The organism is Hymenobacter sp. BT559 (assembly GCF_016427535.1).
In the GTDB taxonomy this organism is placed as follows: Bacteria; Bacteroidota; Bacteroidia; order Cytophagales; family Hymenobacteraceae; genus Hymenobacter.
This window is the reverse complement of sequence record NZ_JAELXV010000001.1, coordinates 1,273,098-1,298,092: the sequence shown is the minus strand read 5'-3', so window position 1 is coordinate 1,298,092 and position 24,995 is coordinate 1,273,098. Positions and strand designations below refer to the sequence as shown.

The following is a 24,995-nucleotide window of genomic DNA, read 5'->3' as shown; positions in this document are numbered from 1 at the left end:
AGGGCAGCGCGACCTAGGGGCGCTTCGCTTGGCCGGCTGCGACCGTGACTGCGGCGGGCTGGATAGTCGTTGTGATGTGGCCGAGCTTTGACACGGAGGTTACCACCACATCCCCCGGCTTGAGGTAGGCTGGCTGACGGCGCTGCTCCTTAATAAAGCTTTCCTTCATGTAGGCGATAGGCGACTGCCCCCGGAGCCAGCTGAAGGTGAAGATGGACTTGATAATGGCCCCGGCTATGAAGCTGCCGCTTGGCGCCCGGAAGGCTACGCCGCTAGGGGTTCCGGTCAGCAGTACGGCGCCCTTCGGGATGCCTGCACCATCAAAAAGGGCTGCAGGCTGCTGGCGGCTCACCCAGCGCTTTTCGCCGTTGGTGGCCACTATTTCCGCGATGATTTTCTCTAGCTTCCACACCATATTATCGGCCTTTTCCTGCTGGCGCGTTTCGCCGTTCACCGTCAGGCTTAGCTGCAAGGCGGGCCAGAAAGTGCGCCACTGGCGGGGTACCACTACGTAGGGGCCGGTCGGGAAAAAGTTGGGTAAGCTCTTGGCATCCGAAAAGCCCGCGCCGCTGCCTAGGTTCTTCGTGTCGACGTGGCGCATCAAATCGGCGCGGTCCGTGAAGTCATTGATTACCAAAAAGCCCAGGCGAGCCTCGTCTAGCGAAGTGCTGGCCGTGATAGTGCGGTCGAAGACCACGCCCAGCTCTACTTCGTAGTCCAGCAGCCATTCGGGCTGGTAAGTTAGCTGGTGTACGGCGGCACTGGTCGCCACCATCTTCGGGAACAGAAACGGCTCCGTCATGCTGGTTTCGCGGCCGTGCTCGGCGTAGTTGATGCCGAGCGCGGGGTGATGGTTGCCTGCCACGGCGGGCAGCAAGTCGGCGTAGGTGCGCTGCACCCGCGTGTTTTCTGCCTCGATGCGCCGGGATAACTCGTCGTGCGAATAGCCTTGCAGCACGTCCAGCGAATACGTATCGTAGCGGTTCAGCAGGTGGCTTAGGTCTACGCCACGCACGGTCTGGCCATCGTCTTGCAGCACGGCCAGCGTGTGTACGCGCCCCTCGGGGCCGGCGTAGCGAGCCAGCGTAAGGGCTTCGTGCAGGGGAGCCAAGTCGGCGGCGGGGGCTTGAAAAACCAAGCAGCTAAGCAGCCCGAGCAGTGTCCAAAGGGTTTTCATAAACAGGGGGTTGTTAAAAAATGGGGTTGAGTAGAAAATGCCTGCCTGCCGCCCGGTACCTGGTGGGGTGCGTAAGGGCTGCACCACTGCCAGCGGGAGGTTGGTGACCCAAAGCACGGCGCCTGCCCAACCCAATGCCGGAATAAACCTGTCAAGCCGGGCGAAGCCGACGTGAAGCGTAGTAAACGGCCCGTCAAAGGGCCGTCGTTTTTTTCGCCTAGTGCACCTTTCCTATTGCCTGGTCCCCGTTCGCCACCTTTGTGCTCAACTATTTTTCTCCGCCGGGCTGGCCCGGCTTCAACTACCCCTAGCCCGGCCTCGCCTTCTTTTTGGCTAGCTGAGGTAGTAGAAAGCAGTTGCTTTGAGGCAAGAACCTAGGTAGCACCACCAAGTCTGTTCTTCATGCTCTACATACCAGCACGGTACTTATCTGGCCTCACCAGCCTCTCCAGGCACTTTTTCACTCTCATGACCTCCGCGCTTCCGTCTTCTCCTGCTATCCCTCCGGCCACGGGCTCGGTTCCGCTATGGTTGGCGTGGGAAGCCCGGCTGCGCTGGCTGGGTATCGTGGCCGTGAGCCTACTGCTGACTGTGACGATGCGCAAAGCCACCGCCCTTTCCTTTTGGCAAGACTGGCTGAGCCACTTTTTGGTGACGGCGATATACTGGCAGGGCAATGCGGCCATCTTCTTCTTTTTGCGGCGGCGATTGCCCGGTTACAAACTAACGGTGCGGCGGGTAGCGCTGCACCAGTTGCTGAGCATTGCGTTTGTGATGGTAACAACGGTGTTTAACACCTGGCTGGAAGTCCGTTTTGAGATGCCAGGAGCGGCTTTTGGGCCCACCTACTGGCATGACCTGCGCTTTAGCCTGGTCACGACCTTGCTTATCACCAATGTGTACGAAAGCGTGTACTTCTTTCATGAGTGGCGTAGCTACTTTATGCGGGCGGCAGCGCTCGAGCGCGAGAATGCCCTTAGCCGCCTCGAAGCCTTGAAGCAGCAAGTGGACCCCCACTTCTTGTTTAACAGCCTCAACACCATGGCCGGGCTCATCGGCGACAACGAGCCGGCCCAGGAGTTTTTGGGGGCGTTGGCGGAAGTGTACCGCTACATCTTGCTGAGCAAGAAAAGCGCAACCGTGGCCCTAGGGGAGGAAATGACGTTCGTGGACGCGTACGTGCATTTGAACGCCATCCGCTTCGGCAAGAAAATAGTGGTGGTCAAAGAAATAGCGCCAGAAGCGCTGCGCCTGCGCGTGCCCCCTGTCGCCGTGCAGATGCTGGTCGAAAACGCCATTAAGCACAATGCCCTCAGTGGGCGCTCGCCGCTGCGTATCACTATTCGGGCGGCCGGGCAGGAGCTGCGCGTGACCAACACCCTACACCCAAAAACGGTCCTGGAGAAAAGCACCCGGCAAGGCCTGCAAAACATCGTCAGCCGGTTTCAGCTGCTGACCGACCGCCCGTTACGTATTGAAAACCGGGGCACCGAGTTTGAAGTCGTGCTCCCTTTGCTGACTACCGAGAAATGAAAACTATTATCATTGAAGACGAAGAACTAGCCGTTCGGCACCTGCAAAGCCTGCTGCGCAAGCACCCGGCCGTGGAAGTGGAAGCAGTGCTGCCAAGCGTGGCCGAGGCCGTGCACTGGTTGCAGCATAACCCCGCCCCCGAGCTCATTTTCGCCGACATTCAGCTCGAAGACGGCCTGAGCTTTGAAGTGTTTGATGCCGTGACAGTGCGCAGCCCCATCATCTTTACGACCAGCTTCGACGAATACGCGCTGCAATCCTTCGCCCTGCTCAGCCTGGACTATTTGCTCAAGCCCATTCAGGCCGCCGATATTAAGCGGGCGCTAGAAAAGCATGCGTACTGGCTCACGCAGGCCACGCCCCAGGAGAAAGTACAGGACGCCGACGCGCAGCTGCTGAAGATGCAACAACTGCTGGAACAGCTGGCGCCTACCCGGCCGCGCTACCGGCACCGCCTGCTGGTGACGGTGGGCGAGGAACTGCTGCCAGTGGCCGTGGACGAAATTGCTTACTTCTACACGCTCCACGAAATTGTGTACCTCGTGCGCCACGACGGGCGCAAATTTACCTTAGACAACAAGCTAGAGCAGCTCGAAAAGCAGCTCGACCCGGCTTTGTTTTTCCGCCTTAACCGCCAATACCTGTCTTCGCTCAAAGCCATTGGTAAGATTTACAGCTACTTCGCCGGCAAGCTCAAACTTGACTTGTTGCCGCCGCGCCCGGAAGAAGTACTGGTTAGCCGCGACCGGGCGCCCCTGTTCAAACGCTGGCTAGAGTAAGCGGCCATAGGTACAAAATCTGCAGCGGGGTTACGGTTTAGCTACTGGCTGAGCTAGCGGCACCGTATCCGGACGGGGCTGCCCCACAATAGTTTGGTGATGGGTCAGGCCCCACTCGCGCATGGCCGCCACGACGCTGTGGAGCGTCTGGCTGTAGGGAGTGGCAGCGTATTCGACCGTGATGGGGCGGGTATCGCAGACGGTGCGCGTCACGAGCTGGTGCTGCTCCAACTCCTGCAATTCCTTCGATAAGACTCGTGGCGAGATGCCGATTTCGCGGCTTAGTTCTTTGAAGCGGTACGGGCGCTCTAGCAGTACGGCCAGAATAACGAGCTTCCATTTGCCGCTCACTACTTCGAGCGTGTCATAAACGGCGCGGTGCGTGGTTTTGCAGGCGGGTAGAGCAGGCGCTAAAGGGTGCATAAGCGGGTGGTATCCTACTGGTAACTGGTATGCTTTAAGTAACTGGTATCAAAGCTAGCACTAGGCGAGCGCACCTTTGTGCGCCTCCTGCGGCCACTGCTTGCTACCGCGGGTTTGCACACAAAATCAGTCGTCACCTCACTCCCAAAGCTCCTAAGCAACAAGTAGATGCGCAAGTCCCTTATCACCGACCTAGGCGGCGCTGGCAGCGCGCCAGTGCCGGTCATTTCCGTTAGTCCGATTACGCTAGCCGCCCCAGACCGGGAGACCAACCTGCAAGTGCGCGTGTCCGCGCCGGTTTCCGGGAGTCAACTCCCCATCATTGTGCTGGCGCACGGCTTCGGCTCTTCGCTGGACGGCTATGCGCCACTAGCGCATTTTTGGGCGGCGCACGGATTCGTCGTGCTTCAGCCCACTTTCCTAGATTCCCGCACGCTGATTCCGGCGGCGAAAGCCAGCCACGGGGAGGCCATTCAAGCTTATTTGAACGACCCTCGCAAGCTGTTGATGTGGCGCACGCGCGTACAGGATATGCGGCGCATCCTCGACCAACTGCCCGAGTTGGAAGCGGCGGTACCGGGCCTGCTTGGCCGGCTCGACCACAGCCGCATTGCAGTGGCGGGCCACTCGTTTGGCGCGCAAACGGCGGGCCTACTACTAGGCGCGCGCGTGCTGGGGACCGATGGCAGCAGCTTGGGCGAAGACTGGTTTGACCCACGCATTAAGGCGGGTGTGTTGCTGAGCGCCGCGGGCCGGGGAGGGACAGACCTCAGCCCGTTCGCGACCGAGCATTTTCCGCATCTCAATCAAAGCTATGCCGAGTTGAGAACCCCCACACTGGTCGTGGCGGGCGACGCGGACCGCTCGCCGCTGACCCAGCGCGGACCCGATTGGTTTACGGATGCCTACACCCTGAGCCCCGGCGCGACCTGCTTGGTTACTTTATTCGAGGGGGAACACATGCTAGGTGGAATTTCTGGCTATTTGGTGACGGAGACGACAGACGAGAACCCACCGCGCGTCGCCGCGGTCCAGCAGCTAACGTGGGCCTATTTGCGCAGTGCCCTCTATCCCGCAGATTCCGCCTGGTCAACGGCCCTGGCGGCATTTGAGGGTGCCCCGCAGCCGCTAGGGCAGATAGTATGTAAATGAGGTTTGTCAAATCGCAGGGATGAGGTTCGGGGCACCGCTGAGGGATAGTTGCCACTACAAAACCCGCATGTGTAAGCTTGCCCTGACGGCTGCCCGCACTGGCGCTAGCCTCTTGCTGATGAGTGATAACGCACAATGGCAAACGCAGCATCCACGCCTTTTTCCCGGCTTTACTGCGGCGAAGCCCGGCTTCACCTGGGTTTTCTGAGAAGGCCAAAAGGGAGACTCTTCCTTTGAATCACCAACGCGGCTAGGCAGCTTTCCTACCCCCGCCTAGGGCATTGTCGGGCCAGTAAGTGCTGGTTCGCAGGATTCAATTTTTAGTCACCTTCTTACTTGACCAAGCTCATGTCCACTTCCCTGCGTTCGTATTTGCTCGGCACCCTAGCTGCGGCGGCCCTAGCCCTCCCCCACACCACCTACGCCCAAGGCTACCAGGAAGGCGTGAATGTCAGTTCCGAGCTGCTGCCGCTTAGCCTCAATAACCACGAAGGGCAAAAACATGATTTCCGCGCCAGCGTCACTCGGTTTAACATGGGCATCCCCTACTTCCTGAAGGAGGATAAGTCGCAGTACCTGATTTTAGGGGTGCAAACCGAAGCGTTTTCGTTTTACGGCACGCGGCCTGGATTTGAAGTAAACAATCTTTATTCGGTGACCCCCACGATAGGCTACAACCGCCGCCTGTCGGACAAGCTGCGACTGGACGCCATCTTCCTCCCCACGTTAAGCTCTGACTTCAAAGGCATCAAAGGCGAAGACTTCCTGTTCGGCGGCCTAGTGCGAGGCGTCTACAAAGTAAATCCGACGCTTTCGCTGCGCGGCTCCCTAGGGTACCGCCAGCAGTACTACGGCGCGTTGTATATCGTGCAAGTTGGCCTCGACTGGCAGGTGTCGAAGAAGGTGCGCATCTTCGGCGATGCCCCGACTAGCCTGACAATCAACTACGCACACAACGCCAAGCTCAACACCGGATTTGACCTGCAAGCCGGGAACAGCAGCTACCGCTTGGCGCAGGAGAACCAGTACCTGCGGTATTCCTTCGCTATTCCAGGGGTATTTGCCGAGTATAACATCAAGCCCGGCCTGGCCCTGCGCGCCAAAGTAGGCTACTCACTCATCCGCAACATGGAGGTTTTCAAAGAAAACGACAAAGCCGACAACGTGGACTTCTTTGTCCTGGGGACGGAACCCAGGCCCATCAGTCCGGAAATTGAAAAGGGCCTGACTTTCCGCCTCGCCTTGAGCTACCGCATCTTCACCAAGTAGCGTCCTAGGGCCTGGTAGCAAAGCTTTTCCTAGTAGCAAAGCTTTTCCTAGTTGGGTCATGACATTCCGCAGTAAGGAATGGTCCTTTATAAGATGGACGTTTCACGACAATTCTTTGGACGTTTCACGAAACCCACGCTTTTAGGCCGAATCTAATTTTGCATCACACTAAACGCAGGAAATCATGCAAAAGACAGTTCTGGTTACGGGTGCTTCGGCAGGCATTGGGAAGGCCACCGCTATCTATTTAGCCCAAAGTGGCTACACGGTGTACGGGGCCGCCCGCCGGATAGAAAAGATGGAAGAGCTGAAAAGCTATGGTATCAGGCCAATTTCGCTGGACGTTACAAATGACGCAAGCATTACGGCCTGCGTAGAGCAGATTTTTCAAGAAGCCGGCAGCATCGACATTTTGGTGAACAACGCCGGCTTCGGCTCCTACGGAGCGATTGAAGACGTAGCACTGTCGGATGCCAAGTATCAGCTGGAAGTAAACGTATTTGGGGCCATGCGCTTGGCGCAATTGGTGCTGCCGAAGATGCGCGAAAACCGCTACGGCAAAATCATTAATGTGTCGTCGGTTGGCGGCAAAATCGCCTCGCCCCTAGGTGGGTGGTACCACGCCAGTAAGTTTGCGCTCGAAGCCTTGAGCGATGCCATGCGCTTGGAAGTACAGCCATTTGGGGTGAATGTTGTCGTGATTCAACCGGGCGGCACCAAATCAGAATGGGGCAACATTGCCGTTGACAGCTTGCTGCGCGTGTCGGGCCAGACTGCCTACGCCGGGCTGGTAACTGGTTTCAAAAAATCCTTTGAAAAAGTAGCCGGCAATGTGCCCGAGCCGATTGTGATAGCTAAGCTGATTAAAACCAGTATTGAGGCTAAAAACCCGAAAACCCGCTACAGCGGCGGCTACATGGCCAAGCCTATGTTGTTTTTACGCAAGATTTTGTCGGATAAGCTGTTCGACCGAATGCTGATGAGCCAAATGAAATAAGGTCTCTTTCTAGGTAGGCAACTAGTGCAGTTGAAGAAACCAACCTGCTCTCCACGGGCCATTCCCTAAGCGAACCCAATTTGCCAGCGCCCATCCAGCCCATTAACCATATCTTGCTGTAACTCGGCGGCTTTCCTACCCCCTATGTACCAAGCGCACCGCACCCGCAACGTCCTCTTATATACGTGCCACGACGAAACTCCTTTTGGCCACGACCCCTTCGTATATGAAAACTACATCGGCATCATCACGTCGGGCAGTGCTGACCATTATACGGAGAAGGGAGTTATCACCTATCCGACTGGTTCGTTGTGCTTAGTGAAGCGAAACCAGTTGCTGAAAGTAGTCAAGAAGCCAGACGGGCAAAAACCGTTTGCGACGATTACGGTGTTCTTAGAGCAAGAAACGCTGAAGCAATACAGTGAAGAGCATAACATAAAAGCCGATGGCATCTACACCGGCGAATCGGTGTCGCTCGTAGAAAATGATGCCTTCCTGGCCGGCTATTTCGGCTCGCTGCTGCCGTACTTCGACCAGCCCGAAAAGCTAACGCCGATTTTAGCCCAAGCAAAAACCACGGAAGTCATTGCGCTATTACTCCGCAACCCGGCCCTGAAAAACTTCTTGTTTGACTTCAGCGAACCGCATAAAATAGACCTAGAGGCCTATATGCAACGGCACTATTCTTATAACGTGCCCTTGACCCAGTTTGCGAAGTTAACGGGCCGAAGTTTGTCAACATTCAAGCGTGATTTTGCGAAGATTTTCAGCCTAACGCCCGAAAAATGGCTGCAAAAACAACGGTTGACACAGGCGTATTTCCTTGTCAATCAGCAGCATAAACGTCCATCGGACATCTATTTGGAGTTAGGTTTTGAAACCTTGTCGCACTTTTCGTACGCGTTCAAAAAGCAGTTCGGACAGACCTTGACTGAACTGCAAACTCCAGCTAGGGCACAACGCTTACAAGGTTAAAACACCGGCGCTTAGCTGCTTTCTCAAGTTAAAATAGGCAGGTAGAGCTGCACATCGAACAGCTCCGTGGCGCCAGCCTTTCCGCGCAGCATCTGCCCGCCCAGGGCTGTAAACTGAAATTCCGGTTGCTCGCCCAACTGCCGGCGCAATTCGTCGGAAACCAGAAACCGGCTGCCGAGCGCATTGCACTGCGCTTGAATGCGCGCAGTGGTATTGAGCACATCTCCGTGGTAGACCAGTTCCCGGTGCTGCGTTCCTACCAGCACCGTGGTAACTAGGCCACCATGGGCCCCGGCTTTAAACGAGGGAACCACACCGTAGGCCCGCTGGTAGGCCTCGTGCCGCTCGGCAATGGCGCGCTGCATATCAAAGAAGCAATGCAGGCAACGGGCGAACGTCAACCCCGTGGCCGAGGGCCAGGTGACTACTACTTCATCGCCCACGTACTGGTATACCTCGCCGCGGGCCGCCGCAATAGCCGGGCTCACATCGCGGAAAAAGTCGCGTACCAGGCGGCTATACCGGTCATTGCCTAGGGTCTCCGCCAGGTGCGTCGAGTCTTTTAAGTCGATAAAGAGGAAAAGACGGTTTTCCGCTTCTGGCTGCTGGTAGCGTCCGTTCAGCAGGTCGCGCAAGCGCTGGCGGCTCATACCTTGCAGCAGTTGGCGTAGCAGTGAGGTCACCACGACGGCCAAAACGTAAACAATAGGTACCAACAGCCAGTGCCGCACGGGCTCAGTAGCGGCCACGGCCGGCTCCGGCCATAGCTGGGGCAGGCCCAGGCGGTGGGCCAGTAGCCCGAGGCTGCCGTGCAGTACCAGCAGCAGTAGCAGGTGGCCGATACCCTGTAAAAAGATAGCCATGCGCAACGGCAGCCGCTGCACCAGCGCCGGAAACACAACGACCTGTAGAACACCCAGTGCCCAGCCGATGGGCAAGCCAATGCAAACCAATGGAAACAGGGCCCGCGTGGGCACCCACAGTAACAGCATGAGCGCTAAAAGCACCATGACAAATGCCCCACCAATGCTGGCAATTGTTTGTACCACATAACGACGGGCAGCCCAGAACCGGGCTGAGCGGGCAGCGGAAGCAGTAAGATAAGCGGGCATGCAAGGGGGATGTAGCGGCTGCAGGCCGACAGCGAATCGGCATAATATGCAAAATAGACTAGGCTACCATCAGGTGCAGAAAATAATAAGACTGCGCAATGATTGTAAGTAGCTCGCATTTCCGCTATTGGCTACAAGTAGGTTGGGGAAAATAGTTAAGTACTCCTTACGCGCCTTCTGGCGAGGCCCTCCCCTATTTGATGATTTGACACTGAATATTTTAGATATAGCAAGCACTAACTACAGACAGCCCAGGCCTTTCGATAAAGGCCTGGGCTGTCTGTAGTTAGTGCAGGCATATGCTTTTTCTCAAGCACGGCTCATTTTAAATTGTATGGCAGAGCTGTGTAATATTTATTAAACCGTTCATCGCAACACCTAGAAGATAAGTAGAGCAGGCGTTTCAGTAAGGCACGCTCTACAGCTGTTAGCTGAGTCCTTGTTATAGCTCCAGTGGGCGCCTAGCCCTACGAAAGTGGCAACTCGGTCCGCCGGATAGCTAGCGCGCATTGAAGGAGCCCTCGGGAAGAGGGGCGCGCCCACGGCTTTGTCGGTGGAGAGGTGGCACAGGTTTTGGGAAGGGGGTACTCTCCCTCATTACCCTTATCCATGAAACTGCTCTTATTCAGCCTGGTCCTGCTGCTGAGCGCCCCGGCCAGCTTCGCCCAAAAGTTTGCGGTGAAGGGCGACCTGGTTACCGTGGATGGACAGCCATATTTTCGCTTTGAATCCGATGGGAACAGTTTGGTCTATATAAACTCCCTGCAGAACGCGCATTTGTTCGTCGTCAGAGATTTGCGCTTGAACGACCCGGTGCTCCGCACGCCTGCCAATCCGGACGGCGGGCAGGGGTACTTGCAGTACGTCTTCCTGCAGCCGCACACGGTGGTCGAGATACCATACGCGACGGGCCTCACTAGCTTGCCAGTACAAATTGCCCGTACCCTCTACGTGACGCGCTTATTGCAGACGGGCAGCATTAGCCCAACTGCCCTAGCTGAGTTTGCGCTCGTCAATGGCACGCTTTATTCCGACCGCCGCCAGGCACTCAACCAAGCCGGCTGGCTGCCCCCAGCGGCAGTGAGCAGTCCCGTGGTGCCTGTACTTCCGCCGAGCCACCCTTAGCCCCATTGACCAGCCAGCGGTGCCGCGCGCTATGTGACTTACCAGTCTAAGGCCGCAAGGGTAGCAAGTGGGAAATCCCAGTAGGGCCTCCTACTCGCTACCCTACGGCTAGACCACCTAGGCGCTTCCTGAACACGGCTGGGACTAGCGGTAAGTGCTTGGCGCTAGCGTTGACTGGCCGCCGGCAGCGGCTGGTCAGCAGGCGCGGCCACATCGGCCAGGGTCAGTTCGGTGACAAAGTCTGCTTGGGGCGTGCGCACCTTTTTCATCTTCACCAACCAGTCCCCCTCTTCCTGCCGGTAGCCCAGCGGCAAGAGCACCGTGCTGCGGTAGCCGCTGCCCGTCAGCTTTAGCAGCGCATCGAGCTGGGCGGTGTCAAAGCCTTCGATGGGGGTGGCATCTATTCGCTGTTCGGCGGCGGCCGCGATAGCCATGGCAAAAGCGATGTAGCTCTGCTTGGCCGCATGGTGAGCTTGCCACTCGGTGCCTAGCGGCTCGTAGAGGTTCAGGATTGTTTGCTTGTAGTCGTCCATCGTCTGGTGCGGCAGGCCCCGCTCGTCAAGGATATAATTAAAAACGCGCGTGATGCGCGCCTCGCTGTAGCCATCCCAGGCCGCAAAGACTAGCAGGTGTGAGCAGTCCGTAATCTGGCTTTGGTTGTAGGCTATCTCTTTGACCTTCGCTAGCAAGGCCGGGTCTGAAATAACTATGATTTTGTAGGGCTGTAGCCCCGACGAGGAGGGAGCGAGCCGGGCTGCTTCCAGAATATAGGCTAGTTTATCGGCAGGGATGCGCTCCCCGTTCATCTTTTTGGTAGCGTAGCGCCAGCTTAGGTCTTCTAGTAACGACATGTCGATGAGTGTTTTATTGTAATAATTCCTCGACAAAGGTACTGGACCCTACTGGCAAGTGGTACCTTAGGGACAAAAAGTAACTGGGACGAGCGCGTCCCTCAAGTGACATACAAGTAACCAGCTTAGCGATGGAAAAAGCCACTCTTGACCGCCCTCTTAGCAGCGCATGCACTCAGCGCATGCGCGCCATCGACGATACGCTCGACCTGCTGAGCGGCAAGTGGAAGCTGGCGCTCATCGCCCGCTTGTGTTACCAGCCGATGCGCTATTCGGCCTTGCTGCGCGACGTGCCAGGCCTCTCAGGCAAGGTGCTGAGTCGCGAGTTGCAAGACTTGGAAACAAACGGGCTCATTGTGCGGCACGTGTCGGCAAGCAAACCGCTGACCGTGACCTACAGCATTTCTGACACGGGCCGCTCCCTTAAAGCGCTGACTGATAATCTGGCGGACTGGGGGCTAGCGCATCGCGCCCGCATGATGGGGACTGGCGAGTAAGCGAGGTCCACCTGGTAGTCTAAAACGAATGCGCTTTGTTTTGTAGGACAGGAGGAGATTCAGAAGTTCAGACCTTACGGAACCTAGTCGCGATAAAATGGCGCGGAAACCTAGCAGCCAAGCAGGTGCTACTAGCCCTAGGGTACCCAATAGACCTGGCCGGAGTTCGTACCTAGCGCTACCCTATACATCATCTTCGCATGTACTCGCAGATACTGGCTAATGTAGCCCGCCACGTCACGCTAACGCCCGAGCAGGCTACCAGCTTCACCCACTTGCTGCGTGCCCAGCAGGTAGCAAGTGGGGACCATTTGCTAGTGGCGGGCGAACACACTACCTGTCTCTGGTTCGTGGTGCGCGGTTGCGTGCGCACCTATCTCACCGATGCCCAGGGACGCGAACATAATTTGGCGTTCTCCACCGAAGGCTGGTGGTGCACCGATTCGGCTAGCTTTTTCGACGGGGGCCGGGCCACCCTGCCTCTGCAAGCATTGGAAGAAACAAGCCTGCTTTCGCTCAGCCTAGCTGACCTAGAGCACCTCTGTACCCAAGTGCCCCCCTTTGAGCGCTTCTTTCGCCTGCTCTACCAAAAGGGCTACCAGTTGCTTGAGCGCCGGCTGGTGGCGATGCTGCGCCTCACAGCCGAGGCGCGCTTTCTGCGCTTTCATCGGCAATATCCGCGCCTGCTCCATCGCGTGGCGCAAAAGCACATCGCGGCGTACCTAGGCATCACGCCCGAGTTTTTGAGCATGTTGCGCCGCAAGCACACGCGGCCGCCGCGTTCTTAAAGTAGTTTAAGTAGGTAGAGCAGGGTCGAAGGCGTGCTTTGCGGTCTCCTTACTACAAGGCTTTATCCCGCCTCCTGCCATAATGGACACCCCTCCCAACCTATGCCCCGACGCGCTACGCGCTGTTGCCGCGGCCTTGCCCGCCGAGCAGCCCGTAGTGATGCTAAATCTGCTGCGTTACCGCGCACAAGCCACTTACGATGACCCGGCCGCCCAGCCGCCCTGCACCGGCCAAGAAGCGTACCAGGCCTACATTGACGCCTTTCGGCAGTACAACGACCCAGCCGAATACACTATCGTCTTTCAGGGGGCAGCCCAGGCGCAACTGGCCGGCCTGCCCGGCGAGCAGTGGGACGCCGCTGCCCTGGTGGAATACCGAAACCTAGGCGTATTTCGCCGCTGGGTGGAAAGTGACTTTTACATCCATCAAGTAGAGCCCATCCGCCAGGCCGCGTTGGCTGACTGGCGCCTACTCTTGCTTACCCGTCCAAGTACGCCGGGCGCGCCTGACACGGGGTATCGACGCGGACTAATGACCCAAGAGACGATTTATTGATGCTGCTCTTTGCCAGACTCTGGCAACTGGCTTTACGCAGCCTTACTAGTACAAGCAGTGGCCTAGAAAGTGCTTCTGAGAGCCCTTAGCCAGCCTATCAACGCTTGCCCCACCTTGCTTCTACTGCACGGAGAATCGAAAGGCAGCTGGGGTAAAGCCCGTTTTACGTTTGAAGAGCCACGTGAAATAGGGCGGCTAGAATATATACGATTTAAGGTATTGGGAGAAAGACAGTTTTCAGGGACAAAAAAAGATGAAGGATAGGTGAACTTTGCGTGCGGCTAGCTGTAGTCAGCTAGCTTCCACCGCGTAGCCTAGCTCAACCATGTAGGCCCTAGGTCCATGCTTTCCTCTTCTTGAAGCCCTAGCGCATGACGCGACAAGCCTCTCAGTACCCCACGCTCTTACTTCTCTTACTTGGGTTGCTGCCGCAACTCGGCTGGGCGCAGGCGCGGCACTTGCTTAGCGGCACCGTGCGCGACCCCGGCGGCGTGGCCCTGCCGGGCGCCACCGTGGCGGTACCAGCCTTGGGCATCGGCACGGCCACCGATGGTGCCGGTTACTACCAGCTAGAGCTCCCTAGCGGCGCACAACAAATCACCGTTTCATTTATTGGCTACGTGCCGCAGACCTTCCGCGTGAACCTAGGTCAGCGCCAGCAGCGCAACCTGACCCTGGCTCCTAGCCCCAGTGACCTCGGCGAGGTGGTCGTAACGGGCCAGCAGAAGCTGCGTGAGAAGCTCGAAACCACCCAGATGGGCGTTGAGCACCTCACCATTCGCGAGGCCAAGCTACTGCCAGCACTCTTCGGCGAGGTCGATATTTTGAAGACCTTGCAGCTCAAGCCGGGCGTGCAAAGCGGCGGCGAGGGCAGCAGCGGCATCTTCGTGCGCGGCGGTTCGGCCGACCAAAACCTGGTGCTGCTCGACAACGCCTTGGTCTACAATCCTAACCACCTGTTTGGCTTGTTTTCGGTGTTTAATTCCGACGCCGTACAGTTAGTAGATTTGTACAAATCGGGCTTTCCAGCGCAGTTTGGCGGGCGCCTCTCGTCGGTAATTGACGTAAAGATGCGCGCCGGTAGCCGCGAGAAATTTACGGTGACGGGCGGTCTCGGCCTCATTGCCTCACGCCTGAGTGTAGAAGGCCCGCTGGGTAAGCACGCCGCCGGGCAGCCGGCCAAAGGCTCGTTTATCGTGAGTGGGCGGCGCACCTACTTCGATATTTTCACGCGCGCCATCAACCGGGCCAATGCTGCCGACGAAACCTATCGGCCCATCCCGGACTACTTTTTTCACGATTTCAGCGCCAAGGCTAATTACTCCTTAGGTGAAAAAAACCAGGTTTTTGCCACCGGTTACCTGGGCCGCGACGTGTTCGGCTTCAACGGGACCGGCGACTTGCAGGCCAATTTCTCGTGGGGCAATACCCTAGGCACGTTGCGCTGGCAGCATACGTTTTCGCCCACCCTCACGGCCAACACCCAGTTGGGGATGACCAGTTACCAGTATAACCTAGGTAGCGAATTTGACATCGTATCGTTCGGCCTCAGGTCTACCATTCGAGACTACAGCGCCCGGGTAGATTTTGACTATAACCCGCACCCGGCGCACCAAGTGCGCTTTGGGGTCAGCACCACGCGCCACACCTTTGGCGTGGGCCGCCTGCAAGTGGAAACGAATGACAACTCGCTCGCCATCGACGACGACATCACCTACCCCGGTTTGGAAGCGGGCCTCTACGCCACCGACAACTGGAAGGTGAGCGACAAACTCCAAGCTGAATTGGGACTGCGCCTCACTGGCTTTGGCAGCGGAGGGCAGACCTACGGCGGGCTGGAGCCGCGGCTGGCTGGGCGCTACTCACTCTCGGATAAGGTGTCGCTGAAAGCGAATTACGCCCTGATGTACCAGTACGCGCACCTAGTCAGCAACTCAGGCGCCTCGCTGCCCACCGACATCTGGTACCCCTCGCGGCTTAACATTCGGCCCCAGCGCTCGCAGCAGGTGAGCACTGGCGTGAGCTGGCTTATTGGGGGCAGCAAGTATTTGCTGACGAATGAAGTATACTATAAGTGGGCCGCCAACCAGATTGATTTTCGTGATGGCGCCCAGATTTATGCCAATCCCAACCTCAACCAAGAATTTATCTTCGGCCGGGGCTGGAGCTACGGCAATGAACTCTATTTAGAGAAAAAGGAAGGCAAGACCACCGGTTGGATTGGCTACACGCTGGCCTGGAGCTGGCGCCAGTTCTTGCCCCAAAACGGCACGGAAGGCGTGAATGGCGGGCGGCCCTTTTACCCCAGCTACGACCGCCGCCACAACCTGAACGTGGTAGTGCTACACCAGCTCAGTACCCGCGTGAGCCTCACGGCCAGCTTCGTGTACACCAGCGGGGCGCCCACTACCCTACCGGCCGGACTTTTTGGCCTGCAAAACGTGCCGGGGGCCGACCTGCTGCCCGTGCCCGTCTACCCTGACCGCAACTCGTATCGCCTCATTCCTTACCACCGCCTCGACCTAGGGCTGGTATGGAAGCTAAAGCCGGTGCGTTTCGGCACCGAGCGCGACCTGACCTTCAGCATCTACAACGCCTACGACCGGCGCAACGCCTACTTCGTGTACTTCGAAACGACCCGCGACCCGCGCACCGATATTATTAATGGCTTTCGGGCGCAGCAAGTATCGCTGTTTCCAGTCATTCCGTCGATGACGTACAATTTCAAATTCTGAGCGCAGCGTTAATTGACTAGATGGGCTTCGCAGTTACGCTCGGCTGCGCCGGGCTACGCATGCTAAAGTCGGCTGCGGTGCAAAAGCTTTAAATTGCTTGTGTATGAAAATATTACAAAGTGTGCTACTGGGTGGCTTGGGGCTACTGGCAGCCACTGGCTGCAATTTGGAGAACCAGATTGAGGTGATACCGCCGCCTTATTCCAGCGAGTTGGTGGTGGAGTGCTACCTAGAGCCCGGCGTGGTACCGCGCCTCACCGTTACGGGGTCGGGGTCTTACCTGCCTACTACACCGGGCACCGGGCAGCCCAACGTCACGCTGCCCGACACCACCACGCCCAGCGTGGGTTTTGTCTTACCCAACGGGACGACCCTGCAACTGCCCCTTGACGTAACGGTGAACCTCACGCTGCCTAGCGGCCAAGTGATGCCGATGCGCTTCGCACCGGGCTTTGACGCAGTTACGCGCCGGGTATATACCCACATCGGCACCGCGCCGCTGGCCGTGCAGCCCGGCCAGCGCCTAGCCCTTGACGTGCGCGATACCCGCAACCACCACGTGACGGGCACGGCTGGCGTACCAACCGTGGTGCCCATCGACTCGGTGCGCTACAGCTTCAACGGGCCGAGCGGCCCCGACCAGCAAGCCCGCTTCGTGACCCGCTGGACCGACCCCGGTGCTAGTGCTGACTACTATCGTCTGCTGCTTACTAACCGCGAAGGGCCCAACTCGTCGGTGGGAGAATATCTTGTGAGCGACCAACTCTTCAATGGCCAGCCCTACACCGTACCCACTACCTATCGGCTCACGCCTGGCGACACGATAACCGCCACGCTCTATCATATCGAGCCGGACTATTTCAATTTCCAGCAGAGCGTACGCGCGGCTATTTCGGCCAATGGCAACCCCTTTGGTCAGCCTGCCCGCATCCGCAGCACCGTGCAGGGTGGCCTAGGCGTATTTACCGTCCTTATGGCCGACCGCCGCACCCTCATCATGCGCTGATGCGCCCTATTAAGCACTAGCAAAGCTGCTAGGAGTAGTAGGGTTCTGCAAGCACAGGCTCAGCGCCAGCACCTCTGGAACCCGCTTTTTGCCCCCCCGCTACAAACTATCCTCCTTTCTTCTTAAGAAGCAATAAGAGAGAGGTTCAGAATTACAAAGTGGCTGTTGCAGAATTAAGTTGCAGGCTCGCAGCACCTTGGCGCTATGCAGGGCCAGAAACAGTTCGTCGATAAAGTCGTGCTACGCTTCCAGTTATCGGAGCGCGTGCCGAGGCAGAATCTCTATCGCCGCCTCGCCGAACTACTCGGCTGGGACTTTTACTGGGAGGCACGTCGGCCGAGTCGGCCGACGTGCTGGCCGTTTGAGTTAGGTGAGCGAAGTCATTGGGCGAGGTACTACCAACCCGCGGCTACCGGCCGGGCCGCTTACTAGAGCGTGGACCGTACGAGTGTGCTAACAAGTGGTTCATTAGACGACATTTCCCAATTTAGAAGAATAGCTCATTAGCTTGAACGATTCACTGCGGTTTATCTGACACTCACTCGGCCCGCAAACTCAGCACGGGGTTGCGGCGGGCGGCTCGCCAGGCTTGCACGCCTACTGTCAGCCACGCGATAAGTAGCGCCCCTAGTCCGGCCGCGGCGAAGTACCACCACTGCCACGCCACATGGTAAGCAAAGCCTTCCAGCCATCGCTGGAGGAGCAGGTAGCTCAGCGGCAGCGCCAAGACGATGGCCACAATAACCAGCCAGGTCAGGCTACTGGTCAATAACCACACAATGCCCAGCTCACTCGCGCCCAGAGCCTTGCGGATACCGATTTCCTTGCGCCGCCGCTCGGCCGTGAAGGCGGCTAGCCCCAGCAGGCCTAGGGTCGAAATGAGAATGGCGAGCCCGGCAAAGTATCGGGCGAGCACCGCCACCCGCCGCTCGGCTACGTACTGGGCCTGGTAGTCGGCATCCAGAAACGAGTAGTCGAGCGTAAAGCCGGGGTTGTAAGCGGCGTACAGCTGCTGAAGCCGCGCAATCGTGGCCTGCTCCGCGCCCGGCTGGAGCTTCATGAGCACCGTGTTAATCTGGGGGTCGAGTTTGAGAATAAGGGGTTTGATTTTTTCGTGCAGGGACTCATAGTGAAAGTCGCGGACCACACCCACGATGCGGGCGCCATCGAGTTGTTGGCCTACGGGGTCCGGCATCCCCAGGCCGGCCACCAGGGTTTGGTTGACGAGGATGGCGGCGCTGTCGGCGCGGAACTGCGGCGCAAAGCTGCGACCGGCTACCAGGTGCATGCCCATTGTTTCCAATAGGTCGTAGTTGACCAGCATCGTCGCTACGGGCAGGCGCTTCCCCTGCCAGCTCATCTCCGAGACGTAGCGCCCCCCAAAGAAGCCGCCCAAGACGCTGGAAGCCTGCACGACGCCGGGCAACTTCCTCACCTCAGCCAGAAAGGCCGTCTGCTGGCGCGCCGCTTTGCCGCCCGTATCAAAGCGGAGCACGTGCGCCTTGTCGTAGCCCAGCGGTTGGTGCTGCACAAAGGCCAGCTGCGCGTTGACGACCACCACGGCCACGATGAACAGGACCGAGAGCGTGAATTGCAGCACGACCAAGCCCTGCCGCGTCCACACGTCGCCGGCCTTGGTTGGCAGCTTGCCTTTCAACACGGCCGCCGGCTGGAAACCCGACAGGTAGAAGGCGGGGTAGCTGCCCGCCAGCAGCCCCGTACCCAGCGCCAGGGCCAGGCCGGCTGCCACCAGCTGCCACTCCCACCGTAAGGCCAACGGCTTGCCCGTCAGCTCGCTGAACTGCGGGAGCACGAGCTGTACCAGCCCCACGGCTACAACCAGGGCCAGCAAGGCCATCACCACGGATTCCGTCAAGTACTGCCCCACCAATGCAGCGCGGCTAGCCCCTAGGGCCTTGCGAATGCCCACTTCCTTGACCCGCCGCGAGGCCTTGGCGGTGAACAAGTTCATGAAATTGATGCTGGCAATCACCAGAATGAGTGCGGCAATCAGGGCGAACAGCCGCACGTAGGTAATGCGCCCCCCGGTGGCGACGCCGTTTTCGTAGGTGCCGTGCAGGTATGCCGCCGAGAACGGCCGCACGAACAGCGTACGCCCCTGCGCCTGGGCCTGCGCGCTTTTGGTTTTCAGCAAACCCGCCAGCTTACCTTGAAACTGCGCGGGGTCGGCGCCCTCCTTCAAGGCCAGGTAGGTGTTGAAGGGGCCGTCGTCGTCCCACTTGATGGTCTCGCTCATCTGCATCATATCCTTGAAGGAGGCAAACGGCAGCACACAGTCAAACTGCTCGGACGAGTTGCGGGGCACCCCGGCAAAAACTCCGGCCACTAAGCAGGTCTGTTTTTTGTCGGCCATTTGCCATTCCACGGCTTTGCCCAGGCTATTCTGCGGCGTCTGGAAAAGCTTGGTCGCCAGGGCCTCAGAGAGCACAATGGCGTCTTTGTTTTGCAGCACCGTGGCGGGGGTACCCACCAGCAGGGGGTAGGAAAACAGCTGGAAGAAGGCCGGGTCCGCGTATTTGGGGACGACGGTGAGGTGCTGGCCACCCGCCGCCAGCGTGAACCCAGGGAAGAACGGGACCGGCGTGGTGGTAGCTACAAATTCAATCTCCGGCATTTCTCGCCGCAGGGCCTCGGCCAGCAGCGGCATGGTACCGCCTTGGGTCTCGATGCCGGCGGCCGTGCGGCGGTTTTCCATCACCTGGTAGAGCCGGCCGTCCAGGGCGTGGTAGCGGTCGAAGCTGCGCTCGTCGCTTATCCACAGGTAGATGAGCAGCGCGCAGGCTAGGCCGGTCGAGAGGCCAATCATGTTGATGAAGAACGTGCTTTTGAACCGCTTAAGGTTGCGGTAGATAAGCAGCAGGGGGTAGGGAAGCATGGCCGAAAAAGGAGGAAGCGGTTAGAATTGGCTGCGGCTGTTTTCGAGCACCACCTGCCCGTCGAGCAGGCGGACGACGCGCCGGGCGTACCGGGCGTCGTGCTCGGAGTGCGTGACCATGAGCACGGTGGTACCCGCCTCGTTCAATTCGGTCAGCAGCCCCAGCACGTCGTGGCCGCTGGCCGAGTCGAGGTTGCCGGTGGGCTCGTCGGCCAGCAGCAGCGGCGGGGCGTTCACCACGGCGCGGGCCACGGCCACGCGCTGCTGCTGCCCGCCCGAGAGTTGCAGTGGAAAGTGGTTGCGCCGGTGCAGCAGCTGCATTTTCTCCAGCACCTGTTCCACCCGGTGCCGCCGCTCGGTGGCTCCTACGCCTAGGTAGCGCAGGGGCAGCTCCACGTTCTCAAACACCGTCAGCTCGTCAATCAGGTTGAAGCTCTGAAACACGAAGCCCAGACTGCGCTTGCGCAGCTCGGCCCGCTGCCGCTCCGAGTAGCGGCTGGTCTCGGTGCCCAGCAGCTGTAGGCTGCCGCCGTCGGGCTCGTCGAGCAGGCCCAGCAGGTTAAGCAGCGTCGATTTGCCGCAGCCCGAGGGGCCCATGATGGCCACAAATTCCCCTTGCTCCACCGTCAGCGAGACGTGGTTCAGCGCCTTGGTTTGCACCTCCTCGGTGCGGTACACCTTCTCCAGGTTTTCGGTCTTAATCATGAGCAGTAGTTTTAAGGACAAGTAGTTATTGAGGTTCCTAGGGCTGATTGCTGTCCAATACCAGTTCCTGCTGGTCGGCGTAACCTTCGTAGCTGGAGGTCACGACCCGGTCGCCGGGTTGCAGGCCTGCCAGCACCTCGTAGTAGTCGGGGTTCTGCCGCCCTAGCCGGATAGCTACCCGCTGGGCCCGGGTGCCGTCGCCCCCCAGCTTGAACGCCCAGTTGCCGACGGTTTGCTGGTAAAAGCCGCCTTTGGGCAGCAGCACCGCCGGGGCCTTCGCACTCAGCGCCAGCCGGATGGGTAGGGTCTGCCCCCGCCGCAGGCCTGGTGGGAGCGCGTCAGTGAAGGCCAGGTCGATTTGCAGACCTTTGGCCACTTGCGCAAAGATTTTGGTCACGCGCAAGGCATACGCCTGGCCATCCACCACCACTTCGCCTACCTGACCGGCCGCGATGCGGGCAATGTAAAACTCGTCCACCGCGGCGTGCAGTTTCACGCCCACCAGCGCGTCAATCTGCCCTAGGCGCTGCCCCCGCGTTTTGGCCTCGCCCACTTCCGCGGCCAGCGAGCTGAGCCGCCCGCCGACCGGGGCCCGCAGCAGCAGGTCGTCCATCTTGCGCCGCATCAGGGCCAGGTTATTGGTCATGCGTTGCACCGATTCCTGCATGGTGCCCAATTGCTGCTGCATGGCCACCGAATCTTGGCGCAGGGTCTGCTGCGTGAGCTGTCGCCGGCGCAGCTGGTAACGGTAGGCGTTCTGGCTCTGCAAATAGTCTTGCCGCGCAATCACCTTCTGGTCGTAGAGCACTTGGTTGGTGTCGAACACCCGCTTGGCCTCGGCGAGCTGAAAGTCGATGTCGGCCAGCTGGTTTTGGCGCAGAATACGGTTTTGCAGCAGTTGGTTGCGAGTGTTGCGCAGGTTGTTCATCAGGTCGTACACGGCCGTTTCGCGGTTTACCATTTCCAGCTGCAAGTCGGGGTTAGCTAGCCGCAGCAACGGCTGGCCCGCCGTTAGGGTCGTGCCTTCTTCCACCAGTACCTGCTGCACCGTGCCGGCTTCTGCTGCGTCCAGGTACACGGTGTGCAGCGGCTGCACTACCCCGTCGATGGCCGTGAATTCCTGAAAGTTGCCCCGCGTGACGGGACTGATGGTCAGCCGGCTGGCCGCCACGTGCAGCCGCTGGCCTGGCTTAGGCCAGTAGAGGCCGGCCGCGCCCGCGCCCCCCAACAGCAGCGCCCCCAGCCACCACCAGCGGGTAACAAACGACCACTTTTTCTTCGGTATTAGGACATCCATTTGGTTCGGCGCAGGCACTAGCCACAAAAAGTTAGTAACCGGAGATGCCAAGAACGGTGCCTTTTTCACAAAGCATTGCTAGTCAATAGGCTAATATAAAAACTTACTAGCTAGCTATTGCCGAACGTCCGGTTTTGATACACTTGACCGTACGGTTCTGATACAGCTCAATTCATTTGACGGGCAGCAAACGGCTTGGCCGACTGAGAACGAGTATCTTCTGAGGCTTGCACGGTTTATGCGGCCTAGGTTGGTACGGGTGCCCAATAACCCCGACTTTTACGTTTTACCCAGCCTTTTTTCATGATTCTTAAGCACGCCCGCATTCTGGTAGTGGACGACGAGCCCGACGTGCTGTTCGCCCTCAAACTGCTGCTCAAGACCGAAGTGCGGGAAGTCGTGACGGAGAAAAATCCAGAACTGCTACTCTCGCTACTCCGCCAGCAGCACTTCGACGCCGTGCTGCTCGATATGAATTACCGCAGCGGCCAGGCGACGGGCAACGAGGGCTTCTACTGGCTGGGCCGCATCCTGGAGCACGACCCCACCACGGCCGTTATCCTGATGACGGCCTACGGCGACGTGCGCACGGCGGTGCGCGCCCTCAAAGCCGGCGCCACTGACTTCCTGCTCAAGCCCTGGCACAACGACCAGCTGCTGCAAACGCTGGCCGCCGCCCTCCAACCCAAACCCGGCAGCAAAAGCGCAGGCACCCCGAAAAAAGTAGTCGGGTCGGCCACTGCTACCGCTCTCCTGGGCGAGTCAGCCGCCATGCAGGAAGTCCGCGCTATTATTGAAAAAGTCGCCCCAACCGAAGCCAACGTGCTGCTGCTCGGCGAGAACGGTACGGGTAAGGAGCTGGTCGCCAAATCCCTGCATGAGCAGTCGCGCCGCGCCGCCCGGCCCTTTGTGGCCGCCGACGTGGCCGCCCTCAGCGAGGGATTGTTTGAAAGCGAGCTATTCGGGCACACCAAGGGCGCGTTTACGGACGCCCAGGTTAGCCGCGTGGGCCGGTTTGAGGCGGCCACCGGTGGAACCTTGTTTCTGGATGAGATTGGCAACATTGGCCTGCCGCAGCAAGCCAAGCTGCTCACGGCCCTGCAAAACCGCCAGGTGGTGCCCGTCGGGAGCAATGCCCCCGTCCCGGTGGATATCCGGCTGTTGTCGGCCACCAACGCCCCGTTGCACGCCCTGGTAGCCCGCGGTGCTTTCCGCCAGGACTTGATGTACCGCCTTAACACCGTTGAAATCACGCTGCCCCCCCTCCGCGAGCGGGACGACGATGTGCAGTTGCTGGCCCAGCACTTCGCGCAGGTGTACGCCGCCCGCAACCGGCAACCCGTGCCGGAATTCAGTGCCGGCGCCCTGCGCAAGCTGCGGGAGCATACCTGGCCCGGCAACGTGCGGGAGTTGCAACACGCCGTGGAGCGGGCCGTTATCCTAGGGACCAGCTCCGTGCTGCTTCCAGCCGATTTCTCGTTTCGTAACCCCGAATCGGCAACTGCTGCCGCGCCAGCTGCAACCGTGGCTGAAAATCCGCTGCCGTTACTGGAAGTAGAAAAAAACACCATCCGGCAGGCCATTGAGCGCCATCAGGGCAACCTCACCAAAGCAGCCAAGGAACTGGGTCTCACTCGCACTGCCCTCTATCGTCGGCTCGACAAGCATGATATATAATAGCTTGGATACCCGCCTGCTGGGACGATTAGTACTGCTAGTGACCGTGTTGGGCGGGGGCGGGTACGCCACGCAGCACCACGCCTACGGGCTAGCCCTAGGGGCGTTGGTGCTGTTGCTACTCCTGATAGTGGACCTAGCCCGCTACCTAGCGCGCGGCCAGCAGGCCCTGACCGACTTTACCCTGGCCCTGAAATACCGCGACTTTTCGCGGCAGTACCCGGCGCAGTCCGTTCCGGCGTCGTTGCGGCCCTTGCACGAGGCCTTCAACCAAGTCAACGCCACGTTTCGGGAGCTGCGAGCCGAGCAGGAGGGACAGTTTCAATACCTGCAAACCATCCTGGCGCTGCTCGATACCGGTATCGTGTCCTACGACGCGGCGGGCACCGTAGCCTGGGTGAACGAAGCGTTTAAACAGACGCTGCACCTGCCGTACCTGAAAAACATTCGGGCGCTGCAATCCCGGCAGCCGGTCCTCTACGAGGCCATCTGCCAGGCGGTTCCCGGCCAGCCCGCGGTAGTGAAGCTGACGGTGGGCCTCCAAGCGGTGCAGTTGCTCGTGTCGGCCACGCAGTTTAAGCTACGAGGCGAAGCCTTTACCCTCCTGGCCTTCAAGAACGTGAGCCAAGCCCTAGCTGATACTGAAACGGCCGCTTGGCAGCAACTGCTCCGGGTCATGACGCACGAAATCATGAATTCGGTCGCCCCCATTGCATCGTTGGCGGATTCGTTGGGCCGCCACGTGCAGCGCGCCCAGCAGCAGGAGGCTTCCAGTGAATTGCTCGATGATGTGGGCACCGGCATTCGCATCATCCAGCAGCGTAGCGAAGGGCTGCTGCGCTTTGCCCAGGTATACCGCGACTTTAGCACCCTAGCCGCGCCACAGCGCACGACTCTTTATGTGCAGGAGGTGCTCCAGGCCACCCGGCAACTCCTGGCAGAGCAACTGGCCGCGCAAGGCATCGAGATAATCCTCAGTGTCCGTCCCGCGCACCTCACCCTGCACGCCGACGGCCACCTGCTGGAGCAAGTACTCATCAATCTAGTCCTCAATGCGGCGCAGGCGCTCACACAATCGCCTACTCCTCGCCTCAGCCTTCTGGCCTGGCTTGATGAGCAGGAACGGGTAATTATCGAGGTAAAAGACAATGGCAGCGGTATTGACGCCGACGTACTGGACAGTATCTTTATTCCTTTTTTCACCACCTACCCCAACGGCTCCGGCATTGGATTGAGTCTAGCCAAGCAAATCATGCAGCTGCACCAGGGCAACATCCAGGTCCATTCCGTGGCTGGGGCAGGTAGTGCGTTTCAACTCTGTTTTCCGGCCGAGCGGCAGCTAACCTTTTAGCTTATTATGCGCCCTCCAGTGGGGTGTCTCACTAAAGCTAACGAACCAAGCCACCACACTAGGAGTTACAGCTGGCTCTTTTCCTTTCTACGCC

General features: G+C 58.9%; 21 protein-coding genes. 14 read left to right on the top strand and 7 right to left on the bottom strand.

Translation table 11 applies throughout. From position 1 onward, the window contains the following. Positions 1-13: 13 nt before the first annotated feature. Positions 14-1,177: a fumarylacetoacetate hydrolase family protein gene (locus tag JAO77_RS05370; protein ID WP_198989261.1), complete on the bottom strand. Its 1,164-nt coding sequence runs from the start codon at positions 1,175-1,177 to the stop codon at positions 14-16. A 468-nt stretch (positions 1,178-1,645) separates the two neighbouring features. Here JAO77_RS05370 and JAO77_RS05365 point away from each other — a divergent pair, with 468 nt between their 5' ends. Continuing rightward, positions 1,646-2,710 (top strand): sensor histidine kinase, encoded by a 1,065-nt coding sequence (locus JAO77_RS05365; RefSeq protein WP_198989260.1) that lies wholly within the window; start codon positions 1,646-1,648, stop codon positions 2,708-2,710. After that, a complete protein-coding gene (locus JAO77_RS05360) occupies positions 2,707-3,489 on the top strand; it encodes a LytR/AlgR family response regulator transcription factor (RefSeq protein WP_198989259.1) in 783 nt (260 codons plus the stop codon). The genes JAO77_RS05365 and JAO77_RS05360 overlap by 4 nt, the downstream gene beginning before the upstream one ends. Positions 3,490-3,519: 30 nt before the next feature. Here JAO77_RS05360 and JAO77_RS05355 read toward each other — a convergent pair whose 3' ends face one another. Then, positions 3,520-3,912, bottom strand: a complete 393-nt coding sequence (locus JAO77_RS05355) for a winged helix-turn-helix transcriptional regulator (RefSeq protein ID WP_198989258.1) — start codon at positions 3,910-3,912, stop codon at positions 3,520-3,522. 168 nt (positions 3,913-4,080) lie between these two features. On the opposite strand from JAO77_RS05355, the gene JAO77_RS05350 reads away from it, so the two are divergent. The 4 genes from JAO77_RS05350 (at position 4,081) to JAO77_RS05335 (ending at position 8,305) form a co-directional block, all read left to right on the top strand. Continuing rightward, on the top strand, positions 4,081-5,064 hold the full coding sequence (locus tag JAO77_RS05350) for an alpha/beta hydrolase family protein (protein WP_198989257.1): 984 nt from the start codon (positions 4,081-4,083) through the stop codon (positions 5,062-5,064). A gap of 348 nt (positions 5,065-5,412) precedes the next feature. Next, on the top strand, positions 5,413-6,333 hold the full coding sequence (locus tag JAO77_RS05345) for a DUF6268 family outer membrane beta-barrel protein (protein ID WP_198989256.1): 921 nt from the start codon (positions 5,413-5,415) through the stop codon (positions 6,331-6,333). 184 nt (positions 6,334-6,517) lie between these two features. Further along, a complete protein-coding gene (locus tag JAO77_RS05340) occupies positions 6,518-7,330 on the top strand; it encodes an oxidoreductase (RefSeq protein WP_198989255.1) in 813 nt (270 codons plus the stop codon). A 144-nt stretch (positions 7,331-7,474) separates the two neighbouring features. Then, a complete protein-coding gene (locus JAO77_RS05335; RefSeq protein WP_198989254.1) occupies positions 7,475-8,305 on the top strand; it encodes a helix-turn-helix domain-containing protein in 831 nt (276 codons plus the stop codon). Between the two features lie 23 nt (positions 8,306-8,328). On the opposite strand, the gene JAO77_RS05330 is transcribed toward JAO77_RS05335, so the two are convergent. Continuing rightward, positions 8,329-9,417: an adenylate/guanylate cyclase domain-containing protein gene (locus tag JAO77_RS05330; RefSeq protein ID WP_198989253.1), complete on the bottom strand. Its 1,089-nt coding sequence runs from the start codon at positions 9,415-9,417 to the stop codon at positions 8,329-8,331. A 609-nt stretch (positions 9,418-10,026) separates the two neighbouring features. Here JAO77_RS05330 and JAO77_RS05325 point away from each other — a divergent pair. Further along, positions 10,027-10,542 (top strand): hypothetical protein, encoded by a 516-nt coding sequence (locus JAO77_RS05325; protein ID WP_198989252.1) that lies wholly within the window; start codon positions 10,027-10,029, stop codon positions 10,540-10,542. Between the two features lie 164 nt (positions 10,543-10,706). On the opposite strand, the gene JAO77_RS05320 is transcribed toward JAO77_RS05325, so the two are convergent. After that, positions 10,707-11,393 (bottom strand): nitroreductase family protein, encoded by a 687-nt coding sequence (locus JAO77_RS05320; RefSeq protein WP_198989251.1) that lies wholly within the window; start codon positions 11,391-11,393, stop codon positions 10,707-10,709. A 131-nt stretch (positions 11,394-11,524) separates the two neighbouring features. Here JAO77_RS05320 and JAO77_RS05315 point away from each other — a divergent pair, with 131 nt between their 5' ends. The 5 genes from JAO77_RS05315 to JAO77_RS05295 all read left to right on the top strand — a co-directional run bounded on the left by JAO77_RS05315 (position 11,525) and on the right by JAO77_RS05295 (position 16,975). Then, the gene (locus tag JAO77_RS05315) at positions 11,525-11,890 is read left to right on the top strand and encodes a winged helix-turn-helix transcriptional regulator (RefSeq protein WP_198989250.1); all 366 of its coding nucleotides are present in this window, start codon (positions 11,525-11,527) and stop codon (positions 11,888-11,890) included. A gap of 200 nt (positions 11,891-12,090) precedes the next feature. Then, positions 12,091-12,678 carry a Crp/Fnr family transcriptional regulator gene (locus JAO77_RS05310; protein WP_198989249.1) on the top strand — a complete coding sequence of 196 codons (588 nt, stop codon included), beginning with the start codon at positions 12,091-12,093 and terminating at the stop codon, positions 12,676-12,678. Positions 12,679-12,760: 82 nt separating this feature from the next. Beyond that, positions 12,761-13,234: a DUF1330 domain-containing protein gene (locus JAO77_RS05305; protein ID WP_198989248.1), complete on the top strand. Its 474-nt coding sequence runs from the start codon at positions 12,761-12,763 to the stop codon at positions 13,232-13,234. Between the two features lie 371 nt (positions 13,235-13,605). Beyond that, a complete protein-coding gene (locus tag JAO77_RS05300; protein WP_198989247.1) occupies positions 13,606-15,969 on the top strand; it encodes a TonB-dependent receptor in 2,364 nt (787 codons plus the stop codon). Positions 15,970-16,072: 103 nt separating this feature from the next. Then, positions 16,073-16,975, top strand: coding sequence for a DUF4249 family protein (locus tag JAO77_RS05295; RefSeq protein ID WP_198989246.1), 903 nt, complete (start codon positions 16,073-16,075; stop codon positions 16,973-16,975). Between the two features lie 538 nt (positions 16,976-17,513). Here JAO77_RS05295 and JAO77_RS05290 read toward each other — a convergent pair. From JAO77_RS05290 to JAO77_RS05280, 3 genes are read right to left on the bottom strand one after another with little or no spacing between them, the layout of a single operon-like run. After that, positions 17,514-19,871, bottom strand: coding sequence for an FtsX-like permease family protein (locus JAO77_RS05290; RefSeq protein ID WP_198989245.1), 2,358 nt, complete (start codon positions 19,869-19,871; stop codon positions 17,514-17,516). Positions 19,872-19,892: 21 nt separating this feature from the next. Beyond that, a complete protein-coding gene (locus JAO77_RS05285; RefSeq protein WP_198989244.1) occupies positions 19,893-20,576 on the bottom strand; it encodes an ABC transporter ATP-binding protein in 684 nt (227 codons plus the stop codon). Between the two features lie 37 nt (positions 20,577-20,613). Beyond that, a complete protein-coding gene (locus tag JAO77_RS05280; protein WP_198989243.1) occupies positions 20,614-21,873 on the bottom strand; it encodes an efflux RND transporter periplasmic adaptor subunit in 1,260 nt (419 codons plus the stop codon). 303 nt (positions 21,874-22,176) lie between these two features. On the opposite strand from JAO77_RS05280, the gene JAO77_RS05275 reads away from it, so the two are divergent. Beyond that, entirely contained in the window at positions 22,177-23,550 is a 1,374-nt protein-coding gene (locus JAO77_RS05275; RefSeq protein ID WP_198989242.1) for a sigma-54-dependent transcriptional regulator, read from the top strand. A 4-nt stretch (positions 23,551-23,554) separates the two neighbouring features. Further along, positions 23,555-24,901 (top strand): sensor histidine kinase, encoded by a 1,347-nt coding sequence (locus tag JAO77_RS05270; RefSeq protein WP_198989241.1) that lies wholly within the window; start codon positions 23,555-23,557, stop codon positions 24,899-24,901. The last annotated feature ends 94 nt before the right edge of the window (positions 24,902-24,995 follow it).

What these genes read in the sequence shown, in the direction of transcription:
- JAO77_RS05320 (WP_198989251.1), bottom strand. Translation starts at nt 11,393, where the DNA reads ATGTCGTTACTAGAAGACCTAAGCTGGCGCTACGCTACCAAAAAGATG.
- JAO77_RS05315 (WP_198989250.1), top strand. Translation starts at nt 11,525, where the DNA reads ATGGAAAAAGCCACTCTTGACCGCCCTCTTAGCAGCGCATGCACTCAG.
- JAO77_RS05290 (WP_198989245.1), bottom strand. Translation starts at nt 19,871, where the DNA reads ATGCTTCCCTACCCCCTGCTGCTTATCTACCGCAACCTTAAGCGGTTC.
- JAO77_RS05355 (WP_198989258.1), bottom strand. Translation starts at nt 3,912, where the DNA reads ATGCACCCTTTAGCGCCTGCTCTACCCGCCTGCAAAACCACGCACCGC.
- JAO77_RS05350 (WP_198989257.1), top strand. Translation starts at nt 4,081, where the DNA reads ATGCGCAAGTCCCTTATCACCGACCTAGGCGGCGCTGGCAGCGCGCCA.
- JAO77_RS05310 (WP_198989249.1), top strand. Translation starts at nt 12,091, where the DNA reads ATGTACTCGCAGATACTGGCTAATGTAGCCCGCCACGTCACGCTAACG.
- JAO77_RS05340 (WP_198989255.1), top strand. Translation starts at nt 6,518, where the DNA reads ATGCAAAAGACAGTTCTGGTTACGGGTGCTTCGGCAGGCATTGGGAAG.
- JAO77_RS05370 (WP_198989261.1), bottom strand. Translation starts at nt 1,177, where the DNA reads ATGAAAACCCTTTGGACACTGCTCGGGCTGCTTAGCTGCTTGGTTTTT.
- JAO77_RS05345 (WP_198989256.1), top strand. Translation starts at nt 5,413, where the DNA reads ATGTCCACTTCCCTGCGTTCGTATTTGCTCGGCACCCTAGCTGCGGCG.
- JAO77_RS05360 (WP_198989259.1), top strand. Translation starts at nt 2,707, where the DNA reads ATGAAAACTATTATCATTGAAGACGAAGAACTAGCCGTTCGGCACCTG.
- JAO77_RS05275 (WP_198989242.1), top strand. Translation starts at nt 22,177, where the DNA reads ATGATTCTTAAGCACGCCCGCATTCTGGTAGTGGACGACGAGCCCGAC.
- JAO77_RS05295 (WP_198989246.1), top strand. Translation starts at nt 16,073, where the DNA reads ATGAAAATATTACAAAGTGTGCTACTGGGTGGCTTGGGGCTACTGGCA.
- JAO77_RS05300 (WP_198989247.1), top strand. Translation starts at nt 13,606, where the DNA reads ATGACGCGACAAGCCTCTCAGTACCCCACGCTCTTACTTCTCTTACTT.
- JAO77_RS05280 (WP_198989243.1), bottom strand. Translation starts at nt 21,873, where the DNA reads ATGGATGTCCTAATACCGAAGAAAAAGTGGTCGTTTGTTACCCGCTGG.
- JAO77_RS05365 (WP_198989260.1), top strand. Translation starts at nt 1,646, where the DNA reads ATGACCTCCGCGCTTCCGTCTTCTCCTGCTATCCCTCCGGCCACGGGC.
- JAO77_RS05335 (WP_198989254.1), top strand. Translation starts at nt 7,475, where the DNA reads ATGTACCAAGCGCACCGCACCCGCAACGTCCTCTTATATACGTGCCAC.
- JAO77_RS05330 (WP_198989253.1), bottom strand. Translation starts at nt 9,417, where the DNA reads ATGCCCGCTTATCTTACTGCTTCCGCTGCCCGCTCAGCCCGGTTCTGG.
- JAO77_RS05305 (WP_198989248.1), top strand. Translation starts at nt 12,761, where the DNA reads ATGGACACCCCTCCCAACCTATGCCCCGACGCGCTACGCGCTGTTGCC.
- JAO77_RS05325 (WP_198989252.1), top strand. Translation starts at nt 10,027, where the DNA reads ATGAAACTGCTCTTATTCAGCCTGGTCCTGCTGCTGAGCGCCCCGGCC.
- JAO77_RS05285 (WP_198989244.1), bottom strand. Translation starts at nt 20,576, where the DNA reads ATGATTAAGACCGAAAACCTGGAGAAGGTGTACCGCACCGAGGAGGTG.